Annotated in this window: 21 protein-coding genes; 3 read left to right on the forward strand and 18 right to left on the reverse strand. The window is 71.8% G+C overall.

The window, feature by feature from the left end:
• Positions 1–237 precede the first annotated feature (237 nt).
• The 3 genes from J4709_RS02750 to J4709_RS55380 all read right to left on the reverse strand — a co-directional run bounded on the left by J4709_RS02750 (position 238) and on the right by J4709_RS55380 (position 5569).
• Positions 238–1797 carry an ABC transporter substrate-binding protein gene (locus tag J4709_RS02750; RefSeq protein WP_208236508.1) on the reverse strand — a complete coding sequence of 520 codons (1560 nt, stop codon included), beginning with the start codon at positions 1795–1797 and terminating at the stop codon, positions 238–240.
• A 31-nt stretch (positions 1798–1828) separates the two neighbouring features.
• Positions 1829–3781: an ATP-binding cassette domain-containing protein gene (locus tag J4709_RS02755; protein ID WP_208236510.1), complete on the reverse strand. Its 1953-nt coding sequence runs from the start codon at positions 3779–3781 to the stop codon at positions 1829–1831.
• Between the two features lie 198 nt (positions 3782–3979).
• Positions 3980–5569 (reverse strand): GMC family oxidoreductase, encoded by a 1590-nt coding sequence (locus J4709_RS55380; RefSeq protein WP_208236512.1) that lies wholly within the window; start codon positions 5567–5569, stop codon positions 3980–3982.
• A 96-nt stretch (positions 5570–5665) separates the two neighbouring features.
• Between J4709_RS55380 and J4709_RS02765 the strand changes: the two genes are divergently transcribed.
• A complete protein-coding gene (locus J4709_RS02765; protein WP_208236514.1) occupies positions 5666–6307 on the forward strand; it encodes a cob(I)yrinic acid a,c-diamide adenosyltransferase in 642 nt (213 codons plus the stop codon).
• Positions 6308–6432: 125 nt separating this feature from the next.
• Entirely contained in the window at positions 6433–7371 is a 939-nt protein-coding gene (locus J4709_RS02770; RefSeq protein WP_208236516.1) for a DUF4097 family beta strand repeat-containing protein, read from the forward strand.
• Positions 7372–7392: 21 nt separating this feature from the next.
• Here J4709_RS02770 and J4709_RS02775 read toward each other — a convergent pair whose 3' ends face one another.
• The 14 genes from J4709_RS02775 to J4709_RS02840 form a co-directional block, all read right to left on the reverse strand.
• Positions 7393–8979 carry a M28 family peptidase gene (locus tag J4709_RS02775; RefSeq protein ID WP_307800894.1) on the reverse strand — a complete coding sequence of 529 codons (1587 nt, stop codon included), beginning with the start codon at positions 8977–8979 and terminating at the stop codon, positions 7393–7395.
• Between the two features lie 224 nt (positions 8980–9203).
• Positions 9204–9680: a DUF2550 domain-containing protein gene (locus J4709_RS02780; RefSeq protein ID WP_208236520.1), complete on the reverse strand. Its 477-nt coding sequence runs from the start codon at positions 9678–9680 to the stop codon at positions 9204–9206.
• A gap of 27 nt (positions 9681–9707) precedes the next feature.
• The gene (locus J4709_RS02785) at positions 9708–10094 is read right to left on the reverse strand and encodes a F0F1 ATP synthase subunit epsilon (RefSeq protein WP_208236522.1); all 387 of its coding nucleotides are present in this window, start codon (positions 10092–10094) and stop codon (positions 9708–9710) included.
• 77 nt (positions 10095–10171) lie between these two features.
• Positions 10172–11602 carry a F0F1 ATP synthase subunit beta gene (gene atpD, locus J4709_RS02790; protein WP_208236524.1) on the reverse strand — a complete coding sequence of 477 codons (1431 nt, stop codon included), beginning with the start codon at positions 11600–11602 and terminating at the stop codon, positions 10172–10174.
• Between the two features lies 1 nt (position 11603).
• The gene (locus tag J4709_RS02795) at positions 11604–12503 is read right to left on the reverse strand and encodes a F0F1 ATP synthase subunit gamma (protein ID WP_208236526.1); all 900 of its coding nucleotides are present in this window, start codon (positions 12501–12503) and stop codon (positions 11604–11606) included.
• Positions 12504–12508: 5 nt separating this feature from the next.
• Positions 12509–14146 carry a F0F1 ATP synthase subunit alpha gene (gene atpA, locus J4709_RS02800; RefSeq protein WP_208236528.1) on the reverse strand — a complete coding sequence of 546 codons (1638 nt, stop codon included), beginning with the start codon at positions 14144–14146 and terminating at the stop codon, positions 12509–12511.
• A 40-nt stretch (positions 14147–14186) separates the two neighbouring features.
• Entirely contained in the window at positions 14187–15014 is an 828-nt protein-coding gene (locus J4709_RS02805) for a F0F1 ATP synthase subunit delta (RefSeq protein ID WP_208236530.1), read from the reverse strand.
• A complete protein-coding gene (locus J4709_RS02810; RefSeq protein WP_208236532.1) occupies positions 15011–15568 on the reverse strand; it encodes a F0F1 ATP synthase subunit B in 558 nt (185 codons plus the stop codon). The genes J4709_RS02805 and J4709_RS02810 overlap by 4 nt, the downstream gene beginning before the upstream one ends.
• Positions 15569–15600: 32 nt before the next feature.
• Positions 15601–15834, reverse strand: a complete 234-nt coding sequence (gene atpE, locus J4709_RS02815; protein WP_173099009.1) for an ATP synthase F0 subunit C — start codon at positions 15832–15834, stop codon at positions 15601–15603.
• Between the two features lie 103 nt (positions 15835–15937).
• Entirely contained in the window at positions 15938–16732 is a 795-nt protein-coding gene (gene atpB / locus J4709_RS02820) for a F0F1 ATP synthase subunit A (RefSeq protein WP_208236534.1), read from the reverse strand.
• Between the two features lie 61 nt (positions 16733–16793).
• Positions 16794–17018, reverse strand: a complete 225-nt coding sequence (locus tag J4709_RS02825; protein WP_208236536.1) for a hypothetical protein — start codon at positions 17016–17018, stop codon at positions 16794–16796.
• 78 nt (positions 17019–17096) lie between these two features.
• Positions 17097–17513, reverse strand: coding sequence for a Cg1360 family ATP-synthase-associated protein (locus J4709_RS02830; protein ID WP_173099006.1), 417 nt, complete (start codon positions 17511–17513; stop codon positions 17097–17099).
• Positions 17514–17919: 406 nt separating this feature from the next.
• Positions 17920–19089, reverse strand: a complete 1170-nt coding sequence (locus J4709_RS02835; protein ID WP_208236538.1) for an MraY family glycosyltransferase — start codon at positions 19087–19089, stop codon at positions 17920–17922.
• Between the two features lie 163 nt (positions 19090–19252).
• On the reverse strand, positions 19253–20215 hold the full coding sequence (locus J4709_RS02840; protein ID WP_208236540.1) for a DUF2207 domain-containing protein: 963 nt from the start codon (positions 20213–20215) through the stop codon (positions 19253–19255).
• Positions 20216–20586: 371 nt separating this feature from the next.
• Between J4709_RS02840 and J4709_RS02845 the strand changes: the two genes are divergently transcribed.
• On the forward strand, positions 20587–21018 hold the full coding sequence (locus J4709_RS02845) for a hypothetical protein (protein ID WP_208236542.1): 432 nt from the start codon (positions 20587–20589) through the stop codon (positions 21016–21018).
• Between the two features lie 251 nt (positions 21019–21269).
• Here J4709_RS02845 and J4709_RS02850 read toward each other — a convergent pair whose 3' ends face one another.
• The gene (locus tag J4709_RS02850; RefSeq protein ID WP_208236544.1) at positions 21270–22109 is read right to left on the reverse strand and encodes an L-threonylcarbamoyladenylate synthase; all 840 of its coding nucleotides are present in this window, start codon (positions 22107–22109) and stop codon (positions 21270–21272) included.
• Between the last annotated feature and the right edge of the window lie 80 nt (positions 22110–22189).

Here is a 22189-nt window from a genome sequence, read left to right on the forward strand (position 1 = left end):
TCAAGCGCTGACGCGCGACCCGTCCAGAGACCGAACGAACGGAAGGAGCCGACCATGATCAGCCACGAGTTCATGAGGATCGCCGGGCAGGACCGGGTGCGCAGGCTGCGGGCCGAGGCCCGCGACGCGCGCCTGGCCCGCCTCGCCAAGGCCCTCAAGCGGTGAGCCCCGGACCGCGACCCCATCCGCCAACGCCCCCGTCATGCGACGGGGGCGTTCCTCGTTCCGGCGCCGTTCTCACGACCGGCTGCTCGCCTTACCCCTCGCCGGATACAGGAGCTTGCGCGTTCCGTCGTGCCGGAGTTCGACGACGTTGATGGTCGGATGGTGCGGGTCGCCATCGGGGTCCATCTCGATGCGCCCCGCCGCTCCCTGCACGTAGTTCGTCTCATGCAGGTTGTAGAGGAAGTTGAGGACGTCGGCCGATGACGGGATCTCGCCGCCGCGCGCCAGGTGCACGGCCTGCGCGGCCGTGAGGAACGCGTCGTGCGCCATCATCTCCCAGGCGTCGCGCAGCTGGGACCGGTCGAACGGCTCGTAGTACCGCTCGGCCTCGGTGAGGAACGTCGCGAACGCCTTCTGCTGCTGCGGATCGCTGCTGTCGCCCGCGACCAGGTCCGGGTCCGTCAGCGGGGTGTAGACCACGGTGGCCGGGGCGTCGCCGGGGAAGTCGGCGATCCCTTCGGCGTCGGAGCCCGTGACCACGGTGATGGGGTGCTTCTCGCATTTCTCGAAGTCCTGGAGCAGCCGCGGAAGGAAGATCGTCCGGCCCGCGTACAGCACCACGTCCGGCGGGTCGCCGCCGCACAGGTTGAGGTTGCTGGCGACCGCCGCGAACACGTTGGGAAGGCCCGGCTGCGCCGGGCTGTCGGCGCTGAAGGACTCGGGCAGCCGCCCTCCCGTCTTGATCGCGTCCTTGAAGAGGTCGTGGAAGTCGCGTTCGAGCGACTTGCTGTAAAGGTCGTCGGACTTGCGGTCGACCACCATCACGGCCGACTTGATGCGCGGCTTCAGATAGCCGGCCAGGACCTCCACCTGCCGCCGCACCGGCACCGCGACCCGCGTCAGGCCGTCGATCCTGGTGGCGCCGCCGGTGCCGGGCGGGCCGAGCGCCGCACCGGCGCTGTCGAACCCGTCCCCGGTGACGACGTCGCCGACCATCCCGATCTTCTTCGCGGACAGCTCGCGGGCCGACTCGATGGTCTGCCGGGTGCTGATGCCCATTCCGACCACGGCGACCAGGTGCTCGGCGTCTCGCATCCTCTCCAGCCGGCCGACGACCTTCTTCCAGTGGCTCTGGTCGGCGCCCTCGTTGGCGAGGACGAGCTTGATGCCCGGCTTGTCGCCGTCGGCGGCCCCTCGGTTCGCGCGCATCTGCGCGATGTGCGCGCCCTCGATCTCCCGGGTGACCCGGCCGCCGGTGAGGTCGTGCTCCTTGGTGGTGGACAGCGCACCGAGGAACGCCACGGTCACATAGCCGCCCTTCAGCCCGGTCACCCGCTTGTTCTCCTTGCGAATGGCCTCGTCGACCTTCTTCATCGACGGATCGAAATGGACGGCGCCGTCGGTGACCCCGATACATTCCCCGCCGATCCGGTCAACACCGTGCCCGCAGGTCGGAGGGCGGAAGAACACGTACCAGACGCCGGCCGCCACGACCGCCAAGGCCGTCATCGCGGCGACGGTCACGAACCAAGGGCGCGGCCCGTAGCGGGGCAGCGGGATGGGATCGTCCGGGTCGGGTTCGCGCAGCCGCAGGAAAACGGACCTCAGCGCCCTCCGGACAGTACGGACCATCAGTTGCCTCCAGGGGTCTGCCGTACGGCGTTCAGCGCGGCCATTGCTTGGCGATCTCCCGGTGGTCCTCGGCCTCCCCGTTCAGCATGGCGCTCTCGGAGTGGGCGTCCTGCGCGATCAGGTCGTACGCGGCCGCGATGGCGGTGTGCAGTTCGTAGCGGGCCGGACCGGTGAACGGGTCGGCGGCGATCCAGAGGCCGGCCACGAGGGCGGCCAGGGCCCGGGGGTGGCCCAGGCCGGGCACGTCGTCCGCCCGGGCGGTCCGCGCCAGCCGCTCGGCCTCGCCGCTCGGGTCGTGCACCGCCGGCGTGCGGCGGGGCGCAGCGGTCACCTTCGCGACCAGACCGAGCCATGCGGACGCGGGCATCTCGGTGAGCAGGGCGGCGAGCCGGCGGGTGACGTGCGCCAGGTCGCCGAGGGCGAGCGCGTGGTACAGGTCGCGGACCTGCTCCTCGCCGGTCAGGCCGTCCCCCGGCACGGCCGGGCGGAGGCGGGCGTGGAGGGCGTCCCAGGTGGTGCCGTTCGCGACGCGCTCCGCCAGCCGGCGCGCCAGCAGCCGGTGGAGGACCGCGGGCAGCGTCTCGGGTCCGGCGCCGCGGGCCGGCTGCCAGACGTCGGAGCGGAGGACGAACCCCGCGTCGGCCGGGCTCAGCAGGGCCGCGGTGAGGAACTGCGCCTCGTCCTGGTCCCGCGCGGCGGCCGTCGTGATCAGGTGCTCGCGCTGCCGCGGGCTGAAGGCGGACAGGAAGTCGTCGACCAGCCGCTCGCCGATCGGCCGCTCGGGATCGGCGTCATCGGCGGGGTCGTACGGGCGGCCGAGGAGCGTCCCGACGTCGGCGCGCTCGTCCGCGCACTCGGCGGCCGCCCGGACGAGCCTGGCCGTCGCGTGCGGGTTCCCGGCCGTGAACTGGTGGATCATCTTCGCCGTGTGGTCGTGGAACCCGGCGTGGCGCGCCAGCTGCTCGGTCTCGTTCCACGTGAGGTCCGGGAGCGCGATCCTCAGCCGCCGGACCGCGGGATCGCCGAACACCGCCGGGACGTCGATCTCCGCCAGGGACGCGGCGGCGGCGCCGCCCGCGAGCGCCCGCACCGCCGGGCCGCCGCGGGCCGCCGCGATCACCCCGATGGGCGGTGTCCGGGTCCGGCCCGCGCTGGCCGACAGGAGCGCTTTGACGAACGCGGCTGCGCCCTCGGCGTCGTCCACGAGGATCGCGCATTTGTATCCGCCATCGGCGGCGGGGCCGTTCGCGAACTCGTCCTCGAGGTCGGCGAGGAATGCGTCCAGCAGGAGCCGGTCGACCCAGCCCCGGTACTTCGGGTACTCGTGGTACCGGACATTGAGTTTCACCAGCTTGTCCGGCCCCGCCGTCCCGGCGCCGTACCAGCGCTCCCCTTTATCGAGCTCGGAGCGCCGGCCGAACCTCGGAAAGGGCAGGCCATTGCTCATCAGGTCGGAGAGGACCCGGCCGATCACATCCGCCCATACCGCGTCCACCATGACGCCCGCGGCACGGGCGGCCAGGGGCGGGACCACGGCCCCCGCGAGGCGGCTCAGGAAGTTCCTGAGCGCCGCCCTGTCGCGATAGCGGTCGAGAATCCGCCGGACCTCCTGCCGGGCCTTCTCCGGATCCGCTCCGATGCCGACCGCCGCGCCGATGAGCGGCTCGTCCATCACCATCCGGCCGACGAGCAGGCGCGGGAACCTGAGCCCGTCGAGCCGCCCGCACCGGCGGTTGAGCTCGAAGCCCAGGGCGGCGAGGACATCCGGAACCGGTGAGTCCTTCAGCGTCGTTCCGTCCATGCGGGCGTGCGGAACGCGCTCTTCAAGAATGTCCTCGACGGCGTCCAGCAGGGCGGTCTTCCCCGCGCCGCTCGGCCCCACGAAGATCAGCATCGGGGACTCGCCGGCCGGCGCGCCCGGACGGAGTTTGATCACTTCGCCGGCGAGAGGCAGGCCCTTTTCCCGGCCATAGAGTCGGGGCATGGCTCTCACCGTCCCTCAGTGGCGTCATGACGCGTGTTTCATTGTCGCATTGGCGTCGGCGTTGCCGAACGGAAACGAACGCAGAGTGGAAAAAGACGCACAACGGGGAGCCGGTCATTTCAGATGAACGGCGCTAATGGGAGTGCGACCGTGCGGGAGCACACGGCCTGACGCGGGGAATGCGGAGCCGCCCCGGCGTCAGCGGTTGGCGGGGCGGAGCGGGGTGCGGCCGCGGATGAGGTCGGCGGCGCGCTCGGCGATGGCGATGGTGGGGGCGTTGGTGTTGCCGCGCGGCACCGCCGGCATGACGGAGGCGTCCACGACGCGCAGGCCGTCGACGCCGCGGACGCGCAGCTCGGGGTCGCAGACCGAGGTGTCCGCGCCGCCCATCGCGCAGGTGCTCGTCGGATGGAAGAGCGTCGCGCACTCCCGGCGGACGAACGCGGCGAGCTCCTCGTCGTCCTGGACGCCCTCCCCCGGCGCGTGCTCGCCGCCGGCGAGGTGGGCGAGCGGGCCGACGGCGGCGATCTCGCGGGCCTGCCGGACGCCGGCGACCAGGATGTCCAGGTCGGCCTTGTCGGCGAGGTAGGCGGGGTCGATCAGCGGCTTGGCGTACGGGCTGGCGGACCGCAGCGTCAGCGACCCGCGGCTCGCGACCGCGATGGCCGTGACCAGGACCGACAGCAGCCGCTGGGACGGCTCCACGAGCCCCTGGTCGACGAACGGGGTCGGCAGCACGTGGTACTGCAGGTCGGGCGCGGGCAGGCCGTCGACCGTCCGGACGAACCCGCCGGCCTCGGCGAGGTTGGACGCGTAGGGGCCGCGGGCGAGGGCGGTGTAGAGCGCGAACGCGCGGGCGTTCGCCAGCTCCCAGAGGCCCTTGGTGCGCGGGGTCGCGAACATGACGTTGACGAACGGGTGGTCCTGCAGGCCCTGGCCGACGGGTGAGTCGACGACGACGTCGATGCCGTGCTCGCGCAGGTGGCCGGCGGGGCCGACGCCCGACAGCATCAGCAGCTGCGGGCTGTTCACCGCGCCGCCGGACAGGATCACCTCGGCGGACGCGCGGGCCTCGACGGTCTCGCCGCGCGCCTCGTACCGGACGCCGGCCGCGCGGCCGTTCTCGATCAGGACGCGGGTGGCGAGCGCGTCGGTGACGACGGTGAGGTTCGGCCGCCGCAGCGCCGGGCGCAGGTACCCCGCGGCGGCCGACCAGCGCCGCCCGCGCTTCTGGGAGACCTGGTAGAAGCCGACGCCGTCCTGGTCGGCGCCGTTGAAGTCGGGGTTGGCCGCCAGCCCGAACGCCTTCGCCGACTGCACCCACGCCTGCGTCAGCGGGTGCCGGTAGCGCAGGTCCTCGACGCGGAGCGGGCCGCCGGTGCCGTGGTAGGGGGTGGCGATGCGCTGCTGGTCCTCGGCGCGGCGGAAGTAGGGCAGCAGGTCCTCATAGCCCCAGCCGTCGCAGCCGTGGACGTCGCGCCAGGCGTCGTAGTCGCGCCGGTTCCCCCGGATGTAGATCATCGCGTTGGTGGACGAGCTGCCGCCGAGGGCGCGGCCGCGCGGCCAGTACACCGCGCGTCCGGCGGCGTGCTCCTGCGGGACGGTCGTGTAGTCCCAGTCGTACGGGCCCTTGATCAGGTTCGCGACGGCCGCCGGGATGCGGATCTCCGGCGCGTCGTCGGGCGGCCCGGCCTCCAGCAGCAGCACCTTCGCCGACGGGTCCTGTGACAGCCGGGCGGCCAGCACGCAGCCGGCGCTGCCCGCACCGACGATCACGTAGTCGTACACGGAACGAACACTACCGAACGGTTTTGCGACGTCCCCGGGCCGGACGGCGGGCGGCGGGCGGCACCGCGCGGACGGCCCGGCGCTAGTGTGACGGCCATGGCGAAGAACAGGGAGACCCCCGTCGTCCTCTCGCGGATCTACACCCGGACCGGCGACGACGGCAGCACAGCGCTCGGCGACGCGTCCCGCACGAGCAAGACCGACCCGCGGCTGGCCGCCTACGCCGACGTGGAGGAGGCCAACGCCGCGATCGGCGCGGCCCTCGCGCTCGGCGACCTGCCCGACGAGCTGCGGACGCTCCTTGTCCGCGTGCAGAACGACATGTTCGACGTGGGCGCCGATCTGTGCGCGCCGGTGGTGGCCGACCCCGAGTACCCGCCGCTGCGCGTCGACCCGTCCTACATCGAGCGGCTCGAGGCGGCCTGCGACGAGCACAACGCCGCGCTGGAGCCGCTGCGCAGCTTCATCCTGCCCGGCGGCACCCCCGGCGGCGCGCTGCTGCACGTCGCGCGGACGGTGACGCGCCGCGCGGAGCGGTCCGCGTGGGCTGCGCTGGAGGCCCACGGCGCCGCTCCGGTCGGCGAATCCGCCGACGGCGGCCCCGAGGCCGCCGACCGGGGCGTCAACCCGCTGACCGCCAAGTACCTCAACCGGCTGTCGGACCTGCTGTTCATCCTGTGCCGCGTCGCGAACGCCGAGCACGGCGACGTGCTGTGGAAGCCGGGCGGCGAGCGCTGACCCGCGCGCGTCCCCGGACGGGGTGGGGTTAGCCCCACCCCCGGGACGCCGGTCCTCCTCCTGTCCGGGCGGCGCGCCGTCCGGCAGGCTTGTCCGGGACGGGGTGCGAGACGAGGGGGACACGGATGAGGACTCTGGCGGGCGCGGCGGTGCTGACCGGGGCGGTGGTGCTGGCGGGCGCGGCGCTGACGGGCTGCGGCGTGAGCATCGGCCGCCACACCGAGGAGCGCTCGTACACCGCGCCGGGCGGGGTCACCGCGCTGAAGGTGGCGCCCGGCGACGGGTCGGTGCAGATCACCGCCTCCGACTCCCCCGGCATCAAGGTCACCGAGCATCTGCGCTGGGCCAACGACCGCAACAAGCCGAAGCCGCGGCACGGCGTCAGCGGGCGGACGCTGTCGCTGTCGGCGAAGTGCGGGCACAGCGTGATCGGCTCCAACCCGTGCCGGATCTCCTACCGGATCCAGGTGCCGCGCGCCACGGCCGTGGACGTGCGCGGCGGCGCCGGGTCGATCCGGGTCTCCGGCCTCGCCGGGACGGTCCGGCTGCACGGCGACACCGGCGAGGTCAGCGCGACGGACCTGCGCACGTCCTCGGCGACCCTCAGCGCGGGTCCGGGGAACGTGCGGTTGTCGGGCCGCGCCGACACCGCCGACCTGCGCGTGGACACCGGGACGATCACCGCGACCGGGCTGGCCTCCGGCCGGCTGACGGCCCGGTCCGGGAGCGGCGACGTCCGGCTGGGCGGCCGTATCACCTCCACCGAGGTGCACTCCGACACCGGCAGCGTCCGGGCGGACGGGCTGGTCTCCGACCGGCTGGCGATCGACACCAACTCCGGAACGATCGCGGTCGGCCTGTCCTCGGCGCCGCGGACCGTCCAGGCCAGCAGCGACACCGGCGCGGTGCGGCTGCGGCTGCCCGGCGCCCAGTCCTACGCGGTCGCGCTGACCACCGACACCGGCGGCAAGGACGTCGACCCCGGCATCCACCAGGACTCGCGGTCGTCCCGGCGGGTCACGGTCAAGACGAACGCCGGCGGGATCTCGATCAAGCCCGTCTGAGAAGCCCCGCCCCCGGCCGGCTCAGCGCACCAGGTAGGGGCCGAGCCATTCCGGACGGTACGAAGCCGCCGGCGCGGCCGCGACGCGCGCCTCCCCGTTGACGGGGAGCGTGCTCGCGGCCAGCCGCTGCACCGCGTACGCGACGCCGCCGACGTTGGTGCCGAGCAGCTTGAGGTCGACGTTCTTCATCCGGTCGCATTTGGCGTGGTAGCAGGGGTCGTACGCCTTCCCGGCCCGGCCGCCGTACGCCTTGGCCTCCGCGGCCGTCTTCACGCCCTCGGCGCCCGTCTCGATGCCGCCGGACGGGATGCCCTTCGCGACGAACGGCCCGTAGTCGGAGCGCCCGTCGAACGGGGTCTGCGTCACCGGCAGGCGCCGTGCGGCGAAGTAGTCGCGGAAGACCTTCTCGATCGCGCCGGACCCGGCGGGCGGGACGGTCCCGGCGTGCGCGGAGTGGTCGCCGTCGTAGACGGCGCGGGTGCCGTTCGGCGAGCCGAGCATGTCGAAGTTCAGGTCCAGCGCGATCCTGCCGCGCTCGGCGGCGCTCAGCGACTTCACGTAGTGGGTGGACCCGACGAGGCCCTCCTCCTCGGCGCCCCACCAGGCGAACCGCACCCGGTTGCGCAGGTCCTTGGCGGGCAGCTTGCCGATCTTCTCCGCGACGGCCAGCAGCGCCGCCGCGCCCGTCGCGTTGTCGTTGATCCCCGGGCCCGCCGGGACGCTGTCGAGGTGCGCGCCGGCCACCACGACGTTGCCCGCCCGGCCGCGCCGGGTGTCGGCGATGACGTTGCCCGCCGACCGCTTCCCGTGCACCGCGTCGGTCTTCACCCGCAGCTTCAGGCCGCCCTTCCTCGCGGCCTTCGCCAGCTCGGCCCCCGCCTTGTAGGACGGGCCCACCACCGGGATCGGCGCGACCTTCTCCACCGTCCCGTTGACCGGGCCCTTCTCGCCGGGCTTGTTGTAGATCACCGCGGCGGCGGCGCCCGCGGCCTTCGCCTTGGCGACCTTCGTGGCGAACGAGCAGGTCCCGCGCTGCATCAGAGCGATCGAGCCCTTGCGGAAGTGCGCGAAGTCGCCGCTCTCGCAGCCGCTCGTCCCCTCGCCGGACGGCGGGAGGTCGACCGCTTGGACGGGGGCGGTCACCTCGCCCGCACCCGAGTAGGCGAACGTCAGGAAGTCCGTCCCGACCGCGTAGGACGCCTTGGACGGGGCGACGCGCGCCAGCACCGGCTTCGACCGCTCACGCCAGTACGGGAACGTGAACCGCTGCACCCTCGGCTCGAACCCGGCCTTCTTCAGCCGTCCCACGACGTACCGGACGGACACCTCGAACCCCTGCCCGCCGACCGCGCGGTTCCCGCCGTTGTAGTCGGCGATCTGCTGGAACGCGGACAGGTGCCGCCGGACGTCCTTCAGCGCGACCAGCGACGCCAGGTCGGACCCGGCCGGCGGAGCCTGCGGCGCCGGCAGGGCCTGCGCGGCGGACGCGGCCCGCAGCGCGGGCGCGGGACGGGACGGCACCTCATGCGCACCCGGCCCGACGGCGGCCAGCGCGCCCGGGACGGCGGCGGACAGCGCCACGGCGGCGCCGGTGAGCAGCTTGCGCACGTGCACTCCTGCGGAGACGGGAACGGGGCTGTGACCAGGGCCGATCATGAACCCGCGGCCCGCCCGCCTCAAGCAGCGCCGGGACGACCCGGCCGATTCGATACCGCCGCCTTACCCTGCCCACGCCGACACGCCCGGCCGCCCGCCGCAAACACCCACCGCAAACACCCACCGCACGCGCCCGCCGCACACACTCACCACACGCGCTCGCCCGGCGCGACGCGTCACTCCGACGGATGCACGTCCACCGGGAAACCGGGCGGCGCCGCCTCCAGCCACGCCAGGAACCCCGTCAGCGCCGCCGCGCCCATCGCCAGCTCCATCACCTGCGCGCCGTCGCGCACCTCGATCACGCTCACGTCCGGCAGCAGCCCGTCCGCCTCGTCCGGGCCCGGCGTCCGCCGGTTGGACACGACGAGGCCCCGGCGGTGGATCACCTGCCGGGGCCTTCTGCGGAAACCGAACACGCGGTGCCAGTGCAGCTCGTCGCCCCGGTACCGGCCGATACCGAGGCGCCACACCCCCGGAGCGGACTCCGGGGCGGCGCCCTCCGCGGGCATCGTGCGCAGGCTGCACTCCACCGTGCCGCCGCCGCGGACGAACAGCCAGCGGCGCACGGCCATCACCACGAACACGAGCGCGGCCACCAGGACGAGCCCGGCGAGCACCCCGCCCGCGTCAAGTGCCAGGTGCCCGCCCAAGTCCCCCCGCCGTTCGCTCGCTGAAAACTAGACCTCGATGCCCGCGGCGCGCAGCCGCGCCCGGGCCCGCCGCTCCGGCGTCGAGTCCTCGCCGGCGCCGGCCATCGCGTCCTCCAGCGCCTGCCGCGCGTGCTGGACGTCGATCTCCTCGCCCATCTCGGCCTGCTCCGCCAGGATGGCGACCTCGTCGCCCGCGACGGAGAAGAACCCGCTGCCGACCATCGCGCTGACCCGCTCGCCGCCGTCGGCCGGCTCGATCGTCACCACGCTGCCGTCCAGCAGCACGCCGAGCACCGGGGCGTGGCCCGGCAGGATGCCGAGCGAGCCCTCGATGGTCTGCGCGACCACCGTCCTGGCCTCGCCGGACCAGATCTCGCGCTCCGGCGAGACCAGCCCGACCTTCAGGGTTGCCACGTCTCAATCCTCCGAATACCGAAGCGGTCCCGGCGGGGCGCCCGGACGATGCGGTCCGGGCGCCCCACCGGAGCGGACTACTTCTCCAGCTCCTTGGCCTTCTTCTCGACATCCTCGATGCCGCCGCACATGAAGAACGCCTGCTCGGGCAGGTGGTCGTACTTGCCCTCCGCCAGCGCCTTGAACGAGGCGATCGTCTCGTCCTTCGGCACCGTCACACCGGGCTGGCCGGTGAACTGCTCGGCCACGTACATCGGGTGCGACAGGAAGCGCTCGATGCGCCGCGCCCGCTGGACGGTGACCTTGTCCTCTTCGGAGAGCTCGTCGATACCGAGGATCGCGATGATGTCCTGCAGCTCCTTGTACTTCTGCAGGATCCGCACCACCTCCTGGGCGACGGAGTAGTGCTCGTTCCCCAGGATCTGCGGGTCCATGATCCGCGACGTGGAGTCGAGCGGGTCCACCGCCGGGAAGATGCCCTTCTCGGAGATGCTCCGCGCCAGCGTGGTCGTGGCGTCCAGGTGCGCGAACGTGGTGTGCGGCGCCGGGTCGGTGATGTCGTCGGCGGGCACGTAGATCGCCTGCATCGAGGTGATCGAGTGACCGCGCGTCGAGGTGATCCGCTCCTGCAGCACACCCATCTCGTCGGCCAGCGTCGGCTGGTACCCCACCGCGGACGGCATGCGCCCGAGCAGCGTGGACACCTCCGAGCCGGCCTGGGTGAACCGGAAGATGTTGTCGATGAACAGCAGCACGTCCTGGTTCTGGACGTCGCGGAAGTACTCCGCCATCGTCAGCGCGCCCAGCGCGACGCGCAGCCGGGTGCCCGGCGGCTCGTCCATCTGGCCGAACACCAGGGCGGTGTCCTTGAGGACGTCCGCCTCGTCCATCTCCACCCAGAGGTCGTTGCCCTCACGGGTGCGCTCGCCCACGCCGGCGAACACCGAGGTGCCGCCGAAGTTGCGGGCGACGCGGCGGATCATCTCCTGGATGAGGACGGTCTTGCCCACACCCGCGCCGCCGAACAGGCCGATCTTGCCGCCCTTGACGTACGGGCACAGCAGGTCGATGACCTTGATGCCGGTCTCCAGCATCTCCGTCTTCGACTCCAGCTGGTCGAACGCCGGCGCCTTGCGGTGGATGCCCCAGCGCTCGTTGATCTCCAGCGAGGCGGTCGGGGTGTCCAGCGCGTCGCCGAGGGCGTTCCACACGTGGCCCTTGGTGATGTCGCCCACCGGGACCGCGATGGACTCGCCGGTGTCGACCACCGGGGCGCCGCGGACCAGGCCGTCCGTCGGCTGCATCGAGATGGCCCGGACCATGTTGTCGCCCAGGTGCTGGGCGACCTCGAAGGTCAGGGTCTTCTCCTCGCCGCCCAGCGTGACCTGGACGTGCAGCGCGTTGTAGATCTCCGGGATGGCGTCGGCGGGGAACTCCACGTCGACGACCGGGCCGATGACGCGTGCGACGCGCCCGGTCGCGGTCGCCGTCTCTACCTGTGCAGTCATTTCACTCCCCGCCAGACTCGGCGAGCGCGTCAGCGCCACCGACGATCTCGCTGATTTCCTGGGTGATCGCGGCCTGCCGCGCCTGGTTCATCTGGCGCGTGTAGACCCCGAGCAGATCATTGGCATTGTCGGTCGCCGACTTCATCGCCCGCCGCACCGACGCCTGGAACGACGCCGCCGACTGCAGCAGCATGTGGAAGATGCGGCTCTCGACGTAGTTGGGCAGCAGGAGGTCGAGCGCCGCCTGCGCGGACGGCTCGAACTCGTAGGTCGGCAGGACCTGGCCCTCGCCGTCGCCGTCGGAGACCTCCAGCGGCATCAGCCGGCGGACCTGGACCTTCTGCGTCAGCATCGAGACGAACTCGGTGTAGACGACGTGGATCTCCCCGACCCCGCCCTCGGCGTCGGTCTTGAGGAAGTCCTCGGTCAGCCGCCGCCCGATGCGCTCGGCGCTGGCGAAGTCCGGACGGTCGCTGAAACCGTGCCAGGTCTCGGCGACCTCCCGGCCCCGGAACCGGTACCAGGTGATGCCCTTGTTACCGATGACGTACGGGACCGGCTCGCGGCCCTGCTCGCGCAGCGCGGTGATCAGCGCCTCGGCCTCGCGGATGACGTTGGCGTTGTAGGCGCCGCAGAATCCCCGGTCCGAGGTGACGATCAGTACCGCGCTGCGGTTGTCGGTCGGCTGCTCGTGCAGGAGCGGATGGTCGATCCCGACGCGGTGGCTCACCAGCGCGCTCAAGGCCTGCGTGATCCGGTCGGCGTACGGCTTGGAGGCCGCCACCGCCTGCTGGGCCTTGACGATCCGCGACGTGGCGATCATCTCCTGGGCGCGCGTGATCTTGGCGGTCGACTTGACCGTCTTGATCTGCTGCCGGAGTTGACGAAGCTGTGCGGCCATGGCCGTCAGCCCTTCTTGACGCGGGTGATCGTCTCCTGCTCGACGGCCTCGTCCTCGATCGCCTCGATGGCCTCCTCAGCGCCGAGCACGTCGCCCTCGCTGGTCTGGAAGCCCTTCTTGAACTCCGTGATGGTGTTCTTGAGGCTGGTCAGGTCGTCGTCGGACAGCTGCCCGGTCTCGCGGATCGAGGTCATCAGGCCCGCGTCCTCGCGCTCGACGTAGTCGAGGAACTCGCGCTCGAAGCGGCGGACGTCGGCGACCGGGACCTCGTCCAGCTCACCGGACGTGCCCGCCCACACGGAGATGACCTCCTGCTCGACCGGGAACGGCGAGCCCTGCGGCTGCTTCAGCAGCTCGACCAGGCGCGCACCGCGCTCCAGCTGCGCGCGCGACGCGGCGTCCAGGTCGGACGCGAACGCGGCGAACGCCTCCAGGTCGCGGAACTGCGACAGGGCCAGGCGCAGCGTGCCGGCGACCTTGCGCATCGCCTTGATCTGCGCCGAGCCGCCGACCCGGGACACCGAGATGCCGACGTTGATCGCCGGCCGGACGCCCTGGTTGAACAGGTCGGTCTCCAGGAAGCACTGCCCGTCGGTGATCGAGATGACGTTCGTCGGGATGTAGGCCGACACGTCGTTGCCCTTGGTCTCGATGATCGGCAGACCCGTCATCGAGCCGGCGCCGAGGTCGTCCGACAGCTTCGCGCAGCGCTCCAGCAGACGCGAGTGCAGGTAGAAGACGTCGCCGGGGTAGGCCTCGCGGCCCGGCGGGCGGCGCAGCAGCAGCGACACCGCGCGGTAGGCCTCGGCCTGCTTCGACAGGTCGTCGAAGACGATCAGGACGTGCTTGCCCTGGTACATCCAGTGCTGGCCGATCGCCGACCCGGTGTAGGGGGCGATGTACTTGTAGCCCGCGGGCTCCGACGCCGGGGCCGCCACGATCGTGGTGTACTCCAGCGCGCCGGCCTCCTCCAGCGACCGCCGCACGTTGGCGATCGTGGAGCCCTTCTGGCCGACCGCCACGTACACGCAGCGGACCTGCTTGGCCGGGTCGCCGGTCTCCCAGGCTTCCTTCTGGTTGATGATGGTGTCCACGCAGACCGTGGTCTTGCCGGTCTGCCGGTCACCGATGACCAGCTGGCGCTGCCCCCGGCCGATCGGGGTCATCGCGTCGATGGCCTTGATGCCGGTCTGCAGCGGCTCCTTGACCGACTGCCGCTGCACGACGGTCGGGGCCTGCAGTTCCAGCGCCCGCCGCTCGGTGCTCTCGATCGGGCCCTTGCCGTCCAGCGGGTTGCCCAGCGCGTCGACGACACGGCCGAGGAAGGCGTCGCCGACCGGGGCCGAGAGGACCTCTCCGGTACGGCGGACCTTCTGGCCCTCCTCGATCTTGCTGAAGTCGCCCAGCACCACGGCGCCGATCTCGCGCACGTCCAGGTTCAGAGCCAGGCCACGGGTACCGTCCTCGAACTCGAGGATCTCGTTGGCCATCGCCGAGGGCAGGCCCTCGACGTGGGCGATACCGTCGCCGGAATCGACGACGGTGCCGACCTCTTCGCGCGCGGCGGCCTCGGGCTCGTACGACTGGACGAAGCGCTCCAGCGCGTTCCGGATCTCATCCGGACGGATCGTCAGCTCCGCCATGATTCCTCTCTTGCTCCCTTTGGGGCCGGCTCTGCCGGCGTCAACCGGTACCGAGCCGCCGGCGGACGTCGTCCAGCCGTCCGGCGATCGTGCCGTCGATGATCTCGTCCCCGATCTCAATCGACAGGCCGCCGATCGCCGTGGGGTCGAGCTCGATGTTCAGGTGTACTTCGTGGCCGTAGGCGGCGGCGAGCACCGCGGCGAGCCGGGTGCGCTGCGCGTCCGTCAGCGCGACCGGGGTACGGACCAGCGCGACCAGCCGCTCCCGCCGCTTGGCGACGATCCGGCCGTACTCGGCCAGCCCGCCCTCCAGGCTACGTCCTCGCGGGCGCAGCACCAGTTCGGTGATCAGCGTCAGCGTGGCCGGCTGGACCTTGCCGTCGAGCAGCGCCTCGACCAGGCCCGCCTTGCGGTCGGCGGGCAGGCCGGGGCCGGCGAGGGCGCCGCGCAGCTCGACCTCGCCCTCGATGACCCGGGAGAACCGGAAGAGCTCGTCCTCCAGGTCGTCGAGCCGGCCGGCCGCCTCCGCGCGGGCGGACTCGGCGATGACCGCGAGGGTCTCCACCGCGTCCGACAGCTCCGAGGGGGTGGACCAGCGCATCCGGACCACGTCGGCGACCAGCCCGAGAGCGGCCGGCGACACCTTGCCCTCCAGCAGGATCCGGACGAGCTGCGCCTTGTCCGCGCCGTCCCGCGCCGGGTCGGAGACCGCCCGCCGCAGGCCGTGCTCGCGGTCGATCAGGTGCAGCACCGCGAACAGGTCGCCGCCGAGCGCGTCGAGGTCGGGGCCGGCGGAGGAGATGACGGCCTCCAGCCGGTCCTTGGCCTCGGCCAGCGACGCCCTGCTCACCGCTCCCGTGATGGTCATGATGTGATCTGCTCCTGCGTGCGGGCGCGCTCCTCGAGCTCCTCGAGGAACCGGTCGACCACCCGGCTCTGGCGGGCGCCGTCCTCAAGGGACTCGCCCACCACGCGGGAGGCCAGCTCGACCGACATCGAGCCGATCTCGGCGCGCAGCGAGGTCAGCGCCTGCTGGCGCTCGGCCTCGATCTGCGCCTTGGCGGCGTCGATGATCCGGCGCGCCTCGGACTGGGCCTGCTCCTTCATCTCGGCGATGATCTGAGCGCCCTGCTCCTCGGCCTTCTTGCGCAGCTTGGACGCCTCGATGGCGGCGTCCTTCTGCTGGGCCTTGTACTGCTCGAGCGTCTGGCGGGCCTCCTCCTGCGCCTGCTCGGCGCGCTTGAGGCCCCCCTCGATCGCGTCGGTCCGCTCCTCCAGCGTCTGCTGGATGCGCGGGGTGAGGATCTTCCCGACCACGATCAGCACGACCAGGAACGAGAAGATGCCGACGACCAGCTCGTACGGGTGCGGGACGAGAGGGTTGTTCTCCTCCGCCGCAAGGACGGAAGCTGCTGTGATCATGTCTGCAGCCCTTCCTCAGGTGGCAGGGGTGGTCAGACGCTCTTGAAGATGAACGGCGCGACCAGGCCGATCAGGGCGAGCGCCTCGGTGAGGACGAAGCCCAGGAGCATGTTGGTGCGGATGACGCCGGTCAGCTCGGGCTGGCGGGCGATCGCGTTGACGCCCTGGCCGAAGATGATGCCGATGCCGATGCCCGGGCCGATGGCCGCGAGGCCGTAACCGATCGCGGTGACGTTACCGTTCACGGCGGCGAGGACTCCCGTCATGGGTTCTTTCCTTTTCTGTCGGCCGGCGGAGTGTCCGCCGGTCTGGCTTATCGAGGTTGTCGGTTTCGGGCCGCGCGCCGGGGGCACGGACGGACCCGGAGGACTAGTGGTCCGCTTCGAGGCCGCTCTGGATGTACATGGCGGCCAGCAGTGCGAACAGGAACGCCTGCAGGAACTGGATCAGCAGCTCGAGCGCGGTCATCAGGATGGTGACGATCACGCCGACGATGCCGACGCCGAACCCGGCGACGGTGGGCTTCTCGAACAGGAACCAGAAGCCGACGAGGCTGAAGAACGCCAGGATCATGTGTCCGGCGAACATGTTGGCGAACAACCGCACCGCGTGCGTGAAGGGGGCGATGATGAAGGTCGAGAGGTACTCGATCGGCACCAGCAGGATGTAGACGGGCCAGGGCAGGCCCTTGGGCAGCATGTTCGTGAAGTACTTCGCGCCCTGGTGCCGCAGGCCGAGGTAGACCTTCAGGCAATAGACGAAGACGGCCAGGACGACCGGGAACGCGATGTGCGAGGCGATCGGGAACTGGATGATCGGGATGACCGAGAAGACGTTCCAGACCCAGATCAGGAAGAACAGCGACATCAGCAGCGGCATCCACCGCTCGCTGTTCTTGCCGAGGAACGGCCGCGCGATCTGGTCGCGGACGAACATGTAGCCGACCTCGCCGAGGTTCTGCATGCCGCGCGGCACCAGCTTCGGCTTGGCGAACGCGCTGTAGAAGAACACGCAGATCAGCAGCGCGCCGACGACCGCGAACAGCACCGGCTTGGTCAGCCAGGCCGGCGCGCCGGAGAACAGGGGCGGGAAGTCGAAGATCGTCGGCCCCGGGGCCTGGAACTCCTCCCCACCGGAGGAGGCGAGGACCGTCAGCGCGTTCACGCGGCGTTCCCTTCATCAATGTGGTGATGTTTCACGTGGGCTTCCTCGGCGGCGCGGCCGCTCAGAGGGAGTGGCGACCGTGTTTCACGTAGACCAGGTAGACGGCGAGCACGACCCCGATGATCAGACCGACGGGGATCAGCCACGACTGCCCGGTCCACCTGGACAGCAGCCACCCGGCCCCACCCCAGATGATCATGCCGGACAGGAGGTAGCCAGGCACGGACCAGGCGACGTCGGCGAATTCCCGCTGACCGTCCTCCGGCCGGGGCTTCTGCTCGCTCATCGCGCTCCGGACGATAGCAGGCCATGCCTGCGGTGGTCATATTGGAGTAGTCCGCCAGGACCGTGCGCCGGGAGGACATCACGGACTCCGGTCCAGGGCGCTTTCGGGCTCGTCAATGTAGGGCCTCCGCTGCAGGGCGACGCGGAACTCGGCCGCGATCCAGCACAGGGCCAGGGCGATCACGGCCCAGCCGAACACCTTGGTGTTCCAGATCGAGACCCCGTCCATGGCCGTGACCAGCACCATCACCGCGAGGATCTTCACCACGTAGCTGGCCAGCGCGGCCAGCATCATCGTCTGAGCGGAGATCTTGCCGGCCCAGGAGACCGCGATCGCGCTGATGGAGAAGAAGATGAGCACCACGACGGTGGCCAGTGCCGCCGCCAGCGCGCCCTTGCCGCCCGCCGTCAGCAGGCCGATCAGGACCGCGCCCACGCCGACCGCGCCGGTCGGGATCGCGGCGCCGCGCAGGATCCGAGCGTCGGAAGATTGCATGAGGGCTCCGGCTGGTCACGTTGAGTGGTCGTCTCTTGTTCGTGAAAGGTATCACAAGCGTCCGGAATGTCCACAATTACCCTAGAGGTAACGCCCTGCCCGGCTGCGGTCCCGGCCCGGGGCCACGCTCGCACCACGGACCTTAACCCAGCTCACGGCGCCCGATCCGGGGAACGGGCGGGACGCGCCGCAGGCCGCGGGGGCGCCGGACACAAGGCGTGAACACCTGCGGGCGGGAGTCGCTCCGCGCCCGTCCTCGACCTGTCACCCGAATGGTATTCGACGCCCTGTAGTACACCGTCCGGACGGACGGGTGGTGCTCGTCACCGGCGTCCGGCGGGCGTCCGCGCAGGTCAGCGGGCTCAACGGGCGGGCCGGAGAGATCGGGCCGGGCAGGCCCGGCGGGTCAGACCGGCAGCTGCGGGCGGGCGGCGGGCTGCTGCCCGGTGTCGCCCGGCTCCGCCGCGGCGCCCCGGCGCCGCCCGCGCGGCCGGCCGAGCCGGAACATCAGCAGCACCCCGGCGACCGCGATCACCACCGTCACCCCGAGGGTGACCCACGCGGCGTCGAACAGCGCCAGCCCGACCAGCCCGGACGCCAGCAGCCCGACCCAGAAGTACATGATCAGCACGGCGCGGCGGGTGGAGTGGCCGAGCTGCAGCAGCCGGTGGTGCAGGTGCTGCTTGTCCGGCGAGAACGGCGACCTGCCCTGGTTCGTCCGGCGCCACACCGCCAGCAGCATGTCCATGAACGGGACCGCCGCCACCGCCGGGATCAGCAGCAGCGGCACGTACAGCGGGAACAGCCCGTTCGACAGCACCGCCGGGTCGAACTGCCCGGTCAGCAGGATCGTCGACGCGCTGAGCAGCAGCCCGATCAGCATCGAGCCGGTGTCGCCCATGAAGATCTTCGCCGGGCTGAAGTTGTGCGGCAGGAAGCCCAGGCACATCCCGAACAGCACCGCCGCGGTGAGCGTCGCGCCGCTCAGCGTGGTCATCCCGTTGGTCTTGGTCAGCAGGTAGGCGTAGCCGAACAGGCCGAGCGCGGCGATCCCGACGACCCCGGCCGCCAGCCCGTCCAGCCCGTCGATGAAGTTCACCGCGTTGATCGTGGCGACCACCACGAACACGGTCAGCGGCACCCCGTAGGCGGGCGGCAGCGACAGCGACTCGCCGTTCGGCAGCGGGATCGAGTAGATCTGGATGCCCTGCATGATGAAGATCCCGGCGGCGGCGACCTGCCCGGCGAACTTGGTGAGCGGGTCGACCTCCCACCGGTCGTCGGCGATGCCGACCAGCACGATCAGCCCGCCCGACATCAGCAGCGCCTTGCCCACGCTGATGTCGCCGTTGGCCAGCACCTTGCGCATCTCCGGCAGCCCGGACGCCACGACCAGCGCCGCGACCATCCCGCCGAACATCGCCAGCCCGCCCAGCCGGGGCGTCGGGATCACGTGCACGTCCCGGTCCCGGGGCACCGCCTGCGCGCCGAACCACACGGCGAACCGCCGGACCGCGGGGGTCAGCAGGTAGGCGACCAGCGCGGCGACCAGGATGGTGAGCAGGTACTCCCGCAACTCCCCCGCGCCTCCCTTCGCCGATCACCGCCGCCGCGACCGCGGCCGTCCGCGATCACCCACTGCACATGCCCCGATTGAACGCACCGTCACCTGGACGGGGTTCCCGACCGGGTAAGACGGCCGTCCGGCGCGATCGGTTCGCCGTCGCGACCGACCAACTCTAGTCCCACCGCGCCGCATCCGCGGCATATCGCGCCGTCCCGGACGTCCGGGAGCACGCCGCGGCCGCTCCGGCGATCACCAGCGCGAGGCCGGCCAGGGTCCGGTCCCCCAGCGAGAACGCCCACGGGCCGCGGTCCAGCACGTCGTCCGCCACGTCCGAGACGATCAGCAGCGCGCCCGCCGCGGCCAGCGCCGCGCCCGCCCGGCGGCGCGGCGCCCGGCCGCGCGCCGCCAGCACGACCGCGGCCAGGGCCAGCGCGAGCGCCGCCGAACCCGCCCAGGTCCCGGCCCAGTGCGGCCTGGCGTAGTGCGGCGGGACGGCGGCGACCGCGTGCTTCGGCAGCCGGACCCGGACGGTCATCCCCTCGTGCGGGGCGAGCGCGCTCTGCGAGAAGTCCACCGCGTACCGGCCGTCGCGCACGCCCAGGCAGCGCGTCGTCGCCCCCTCCGCGCCCGCCCGGCACGTCGCGTGCCGCAGCGGGACGGGCGCCTCGACCCGGACGACGGCGTCCTCGATCGGCACGTCCCAGCTCGTCCCGATCGCGTCCCAGACCAGCTCGTCGTGGTCGCGGTAAGGGGTGAACGCCCAGCCCAGCGCGTACTCGATCACGTACGCCTGGCGGCCGCGCACCTCCCGGTGCCGGTCGCCGACGGTGATCTGCAGGTCGTTCAGCAGCCGCATCGTCCGGGCCCTGGCCGGCGCGCCCGTCGAGGAGCCCGCGCTGACGTCCCGCACGTCGTACAGCCGGTTCGCGCGGCGCACCGGCACCCGCCGGACGATCCCGTGCTCGCCGCCGCGGTCGAAGTCGTAGGTGATCGTCTCCCGGACGCGCACGATCCCGTCCCGGCCCAGCGTGAGGACCACGTCATAGGTCGGGATGCTCTCGCGGGGCACCGGCGCGGCCGCCGCGGCGGGCAGCAGGAGGACCATGGCCACCAGCGCCACGGCCGCGGCGGTCACGGGTCCCCGAACACGGCCGCGCATCCCCCGCATGGTCTCACCGCGGCCCGCGCGATGTCGGCGCAACCCGCCGAACCCGCGGCGCCGCGCCGGGCGGGCGCCGCGCGGCGGAAATGAGATCTTCGTCATGCCCGGCCGTCCGCGCCGCCGCGGCACGCCGGGAGAGCCGTCCGAAACCCGCCGGAGCCGGGGTTCCGGCCCCGGCGCGTGCCGCGTCCGGACAGTTGGACGCGGCGGCGGCCCATCCGGTTCGGGCAAACCGATCTTTTCGGCCACCCCTGGCCGCACGGTAAGAAAACCGTAAAGATGATCTTGTTAACACTGCTAGGTTATCCGCCGCTAACCCGTGATACATGAGCATGGAGGGACCAATGCGGCGATTCGCAGCCGTAGCCCTGACCGCCGGCGCCCTGCTGACGGGCTCCGCCCTCGTGGGCGCCCCCGCCGAGGCGGCCACCGCCCACAAGTGGGCCCCGTACAACTCCTACGGCAACCTCAGCGCGTGGGGCACCTACACCCGCAGCGGCGGCAGCACCTACGTCACCGGATACCTCCGTGACAGCAAGAAGAACGGCTGGACCGCCTGCGTCCGGTTCCTCTTCACCGAGGGCAGCAAGAAGTACTGGTCCCGCTTCAAGATCGTCGGCTACACCTCCAGCGGCAGCCAGTACAACTTCGACGGCAAGGCCACCGTCAAGATCAAGACCAGCTCCAGCTACAGCAGCCACCTGTGGGTCCAGGAGTGCGGCCGCAACAAGAAGACCGGCAAGTACCTCTACGGCAAGGGCAAGAAGCTGTTTTGATTGCAGGCCCCTCGGCGGTCGGGCCCTGGGGGCCCTCCCTTCAACGGGGACTGCGGCGATCGCTGCATCGCTCCGGCTCGCCTAGGGGCTCGCTGCGCGATCAGATTCTCGCTTCGCTCGAATCTGGCTTCGCACGCGATCGCAACGCGCGGGTCGTCGCCGGCTGAGCTTACGGACGTGTCCGTGATGGTCGGCGGTGGCCGGGCATGGAAACGGCCGGGCAGGTTCTCCTGCCCGGCCGTTTCCGCTTGCTAGTCGTCCTTCGGCTGCGGAGCGTCGGTCGGATGCGGGGCTTCCGCGGTGTCGGCCGGGGGCTCAGCGGGGGGCTGGGCGGGCTCAGCGGGCGGCTGGGGGGTTTCGGCCTGGGGTTGCTTGGTGAGGGAGGGCTTGGACTCCGCGGCGGCCGAGGGGGCCGCTGTGAGCTCCGCGGGCTCGGGCGCCTCGTCCTCCTCGGTGAGCAGCACGCCGACCACCGAGCGGATCTTGTCCTCGGGGATGGCGCCGACACGCAGGAGGCGCGGCACCGGCCCCGTCAGGTCCACGATCGTGGACGGGTCCGCGTGCCCCGACCGGCCGCCGTCCAGGTACACCGAGATCGAGTCGCCGAGCATCTTCTCCGCCTCCTCGGCGGTGCGCGCGGCGGGCTCGCCGGACAGGTTCGCGCTGCTGACCGCGAGCGGCCCCGTCTCCTTGAGCAGCTCCACCGCGAGCTCGTGCATCGGCATGCGGACGGCGACGGTGCCCTTGGTCTCGCCGAGGTCCCACATGAGGTTCTGGTTGGCGCGGAAGATCAGCGTCAGCGCGCCCGGCCAGAACTCGTCGATCAGGTCCTGGCCGTAGGTGCCGAGGTCCTCCACCAGCGCGGTCGCGGCCCGGACCGACCCGACCAGGACGGGCGGCGGCATGTCGCGGCCGCGGCCCTTGGCGTCCAGCAGCGCCTGCACCGCGGCGGGCGTGAACGCGTCGGCGCCGACCCCGTACACCGTGTCGGTCGGCAGGACGAGCAGCTCGCCGCGCCGGACGGCCGAGACGGCCTCGGCGATTCCACGGGTGCGCTCCATCGGCTCGGAGCAGTCATAACGTCGGCTCACGGTCGCCCGTCTTCCCATCTCGCGGCGCTCGTCCTCATGGCATCGCCAAGGATAGCCCCGCGGCCGCGCTGCGCCGCGTG

Source organism: Actinomadura violacea (assembly GCF_017573465.1).
Lineage (GTDB): Bacteria > Actinomycetota > Actinomycetes > Streptosporangiales > Streptosporangiaceae > Spirillospora > Spirillospora violacea.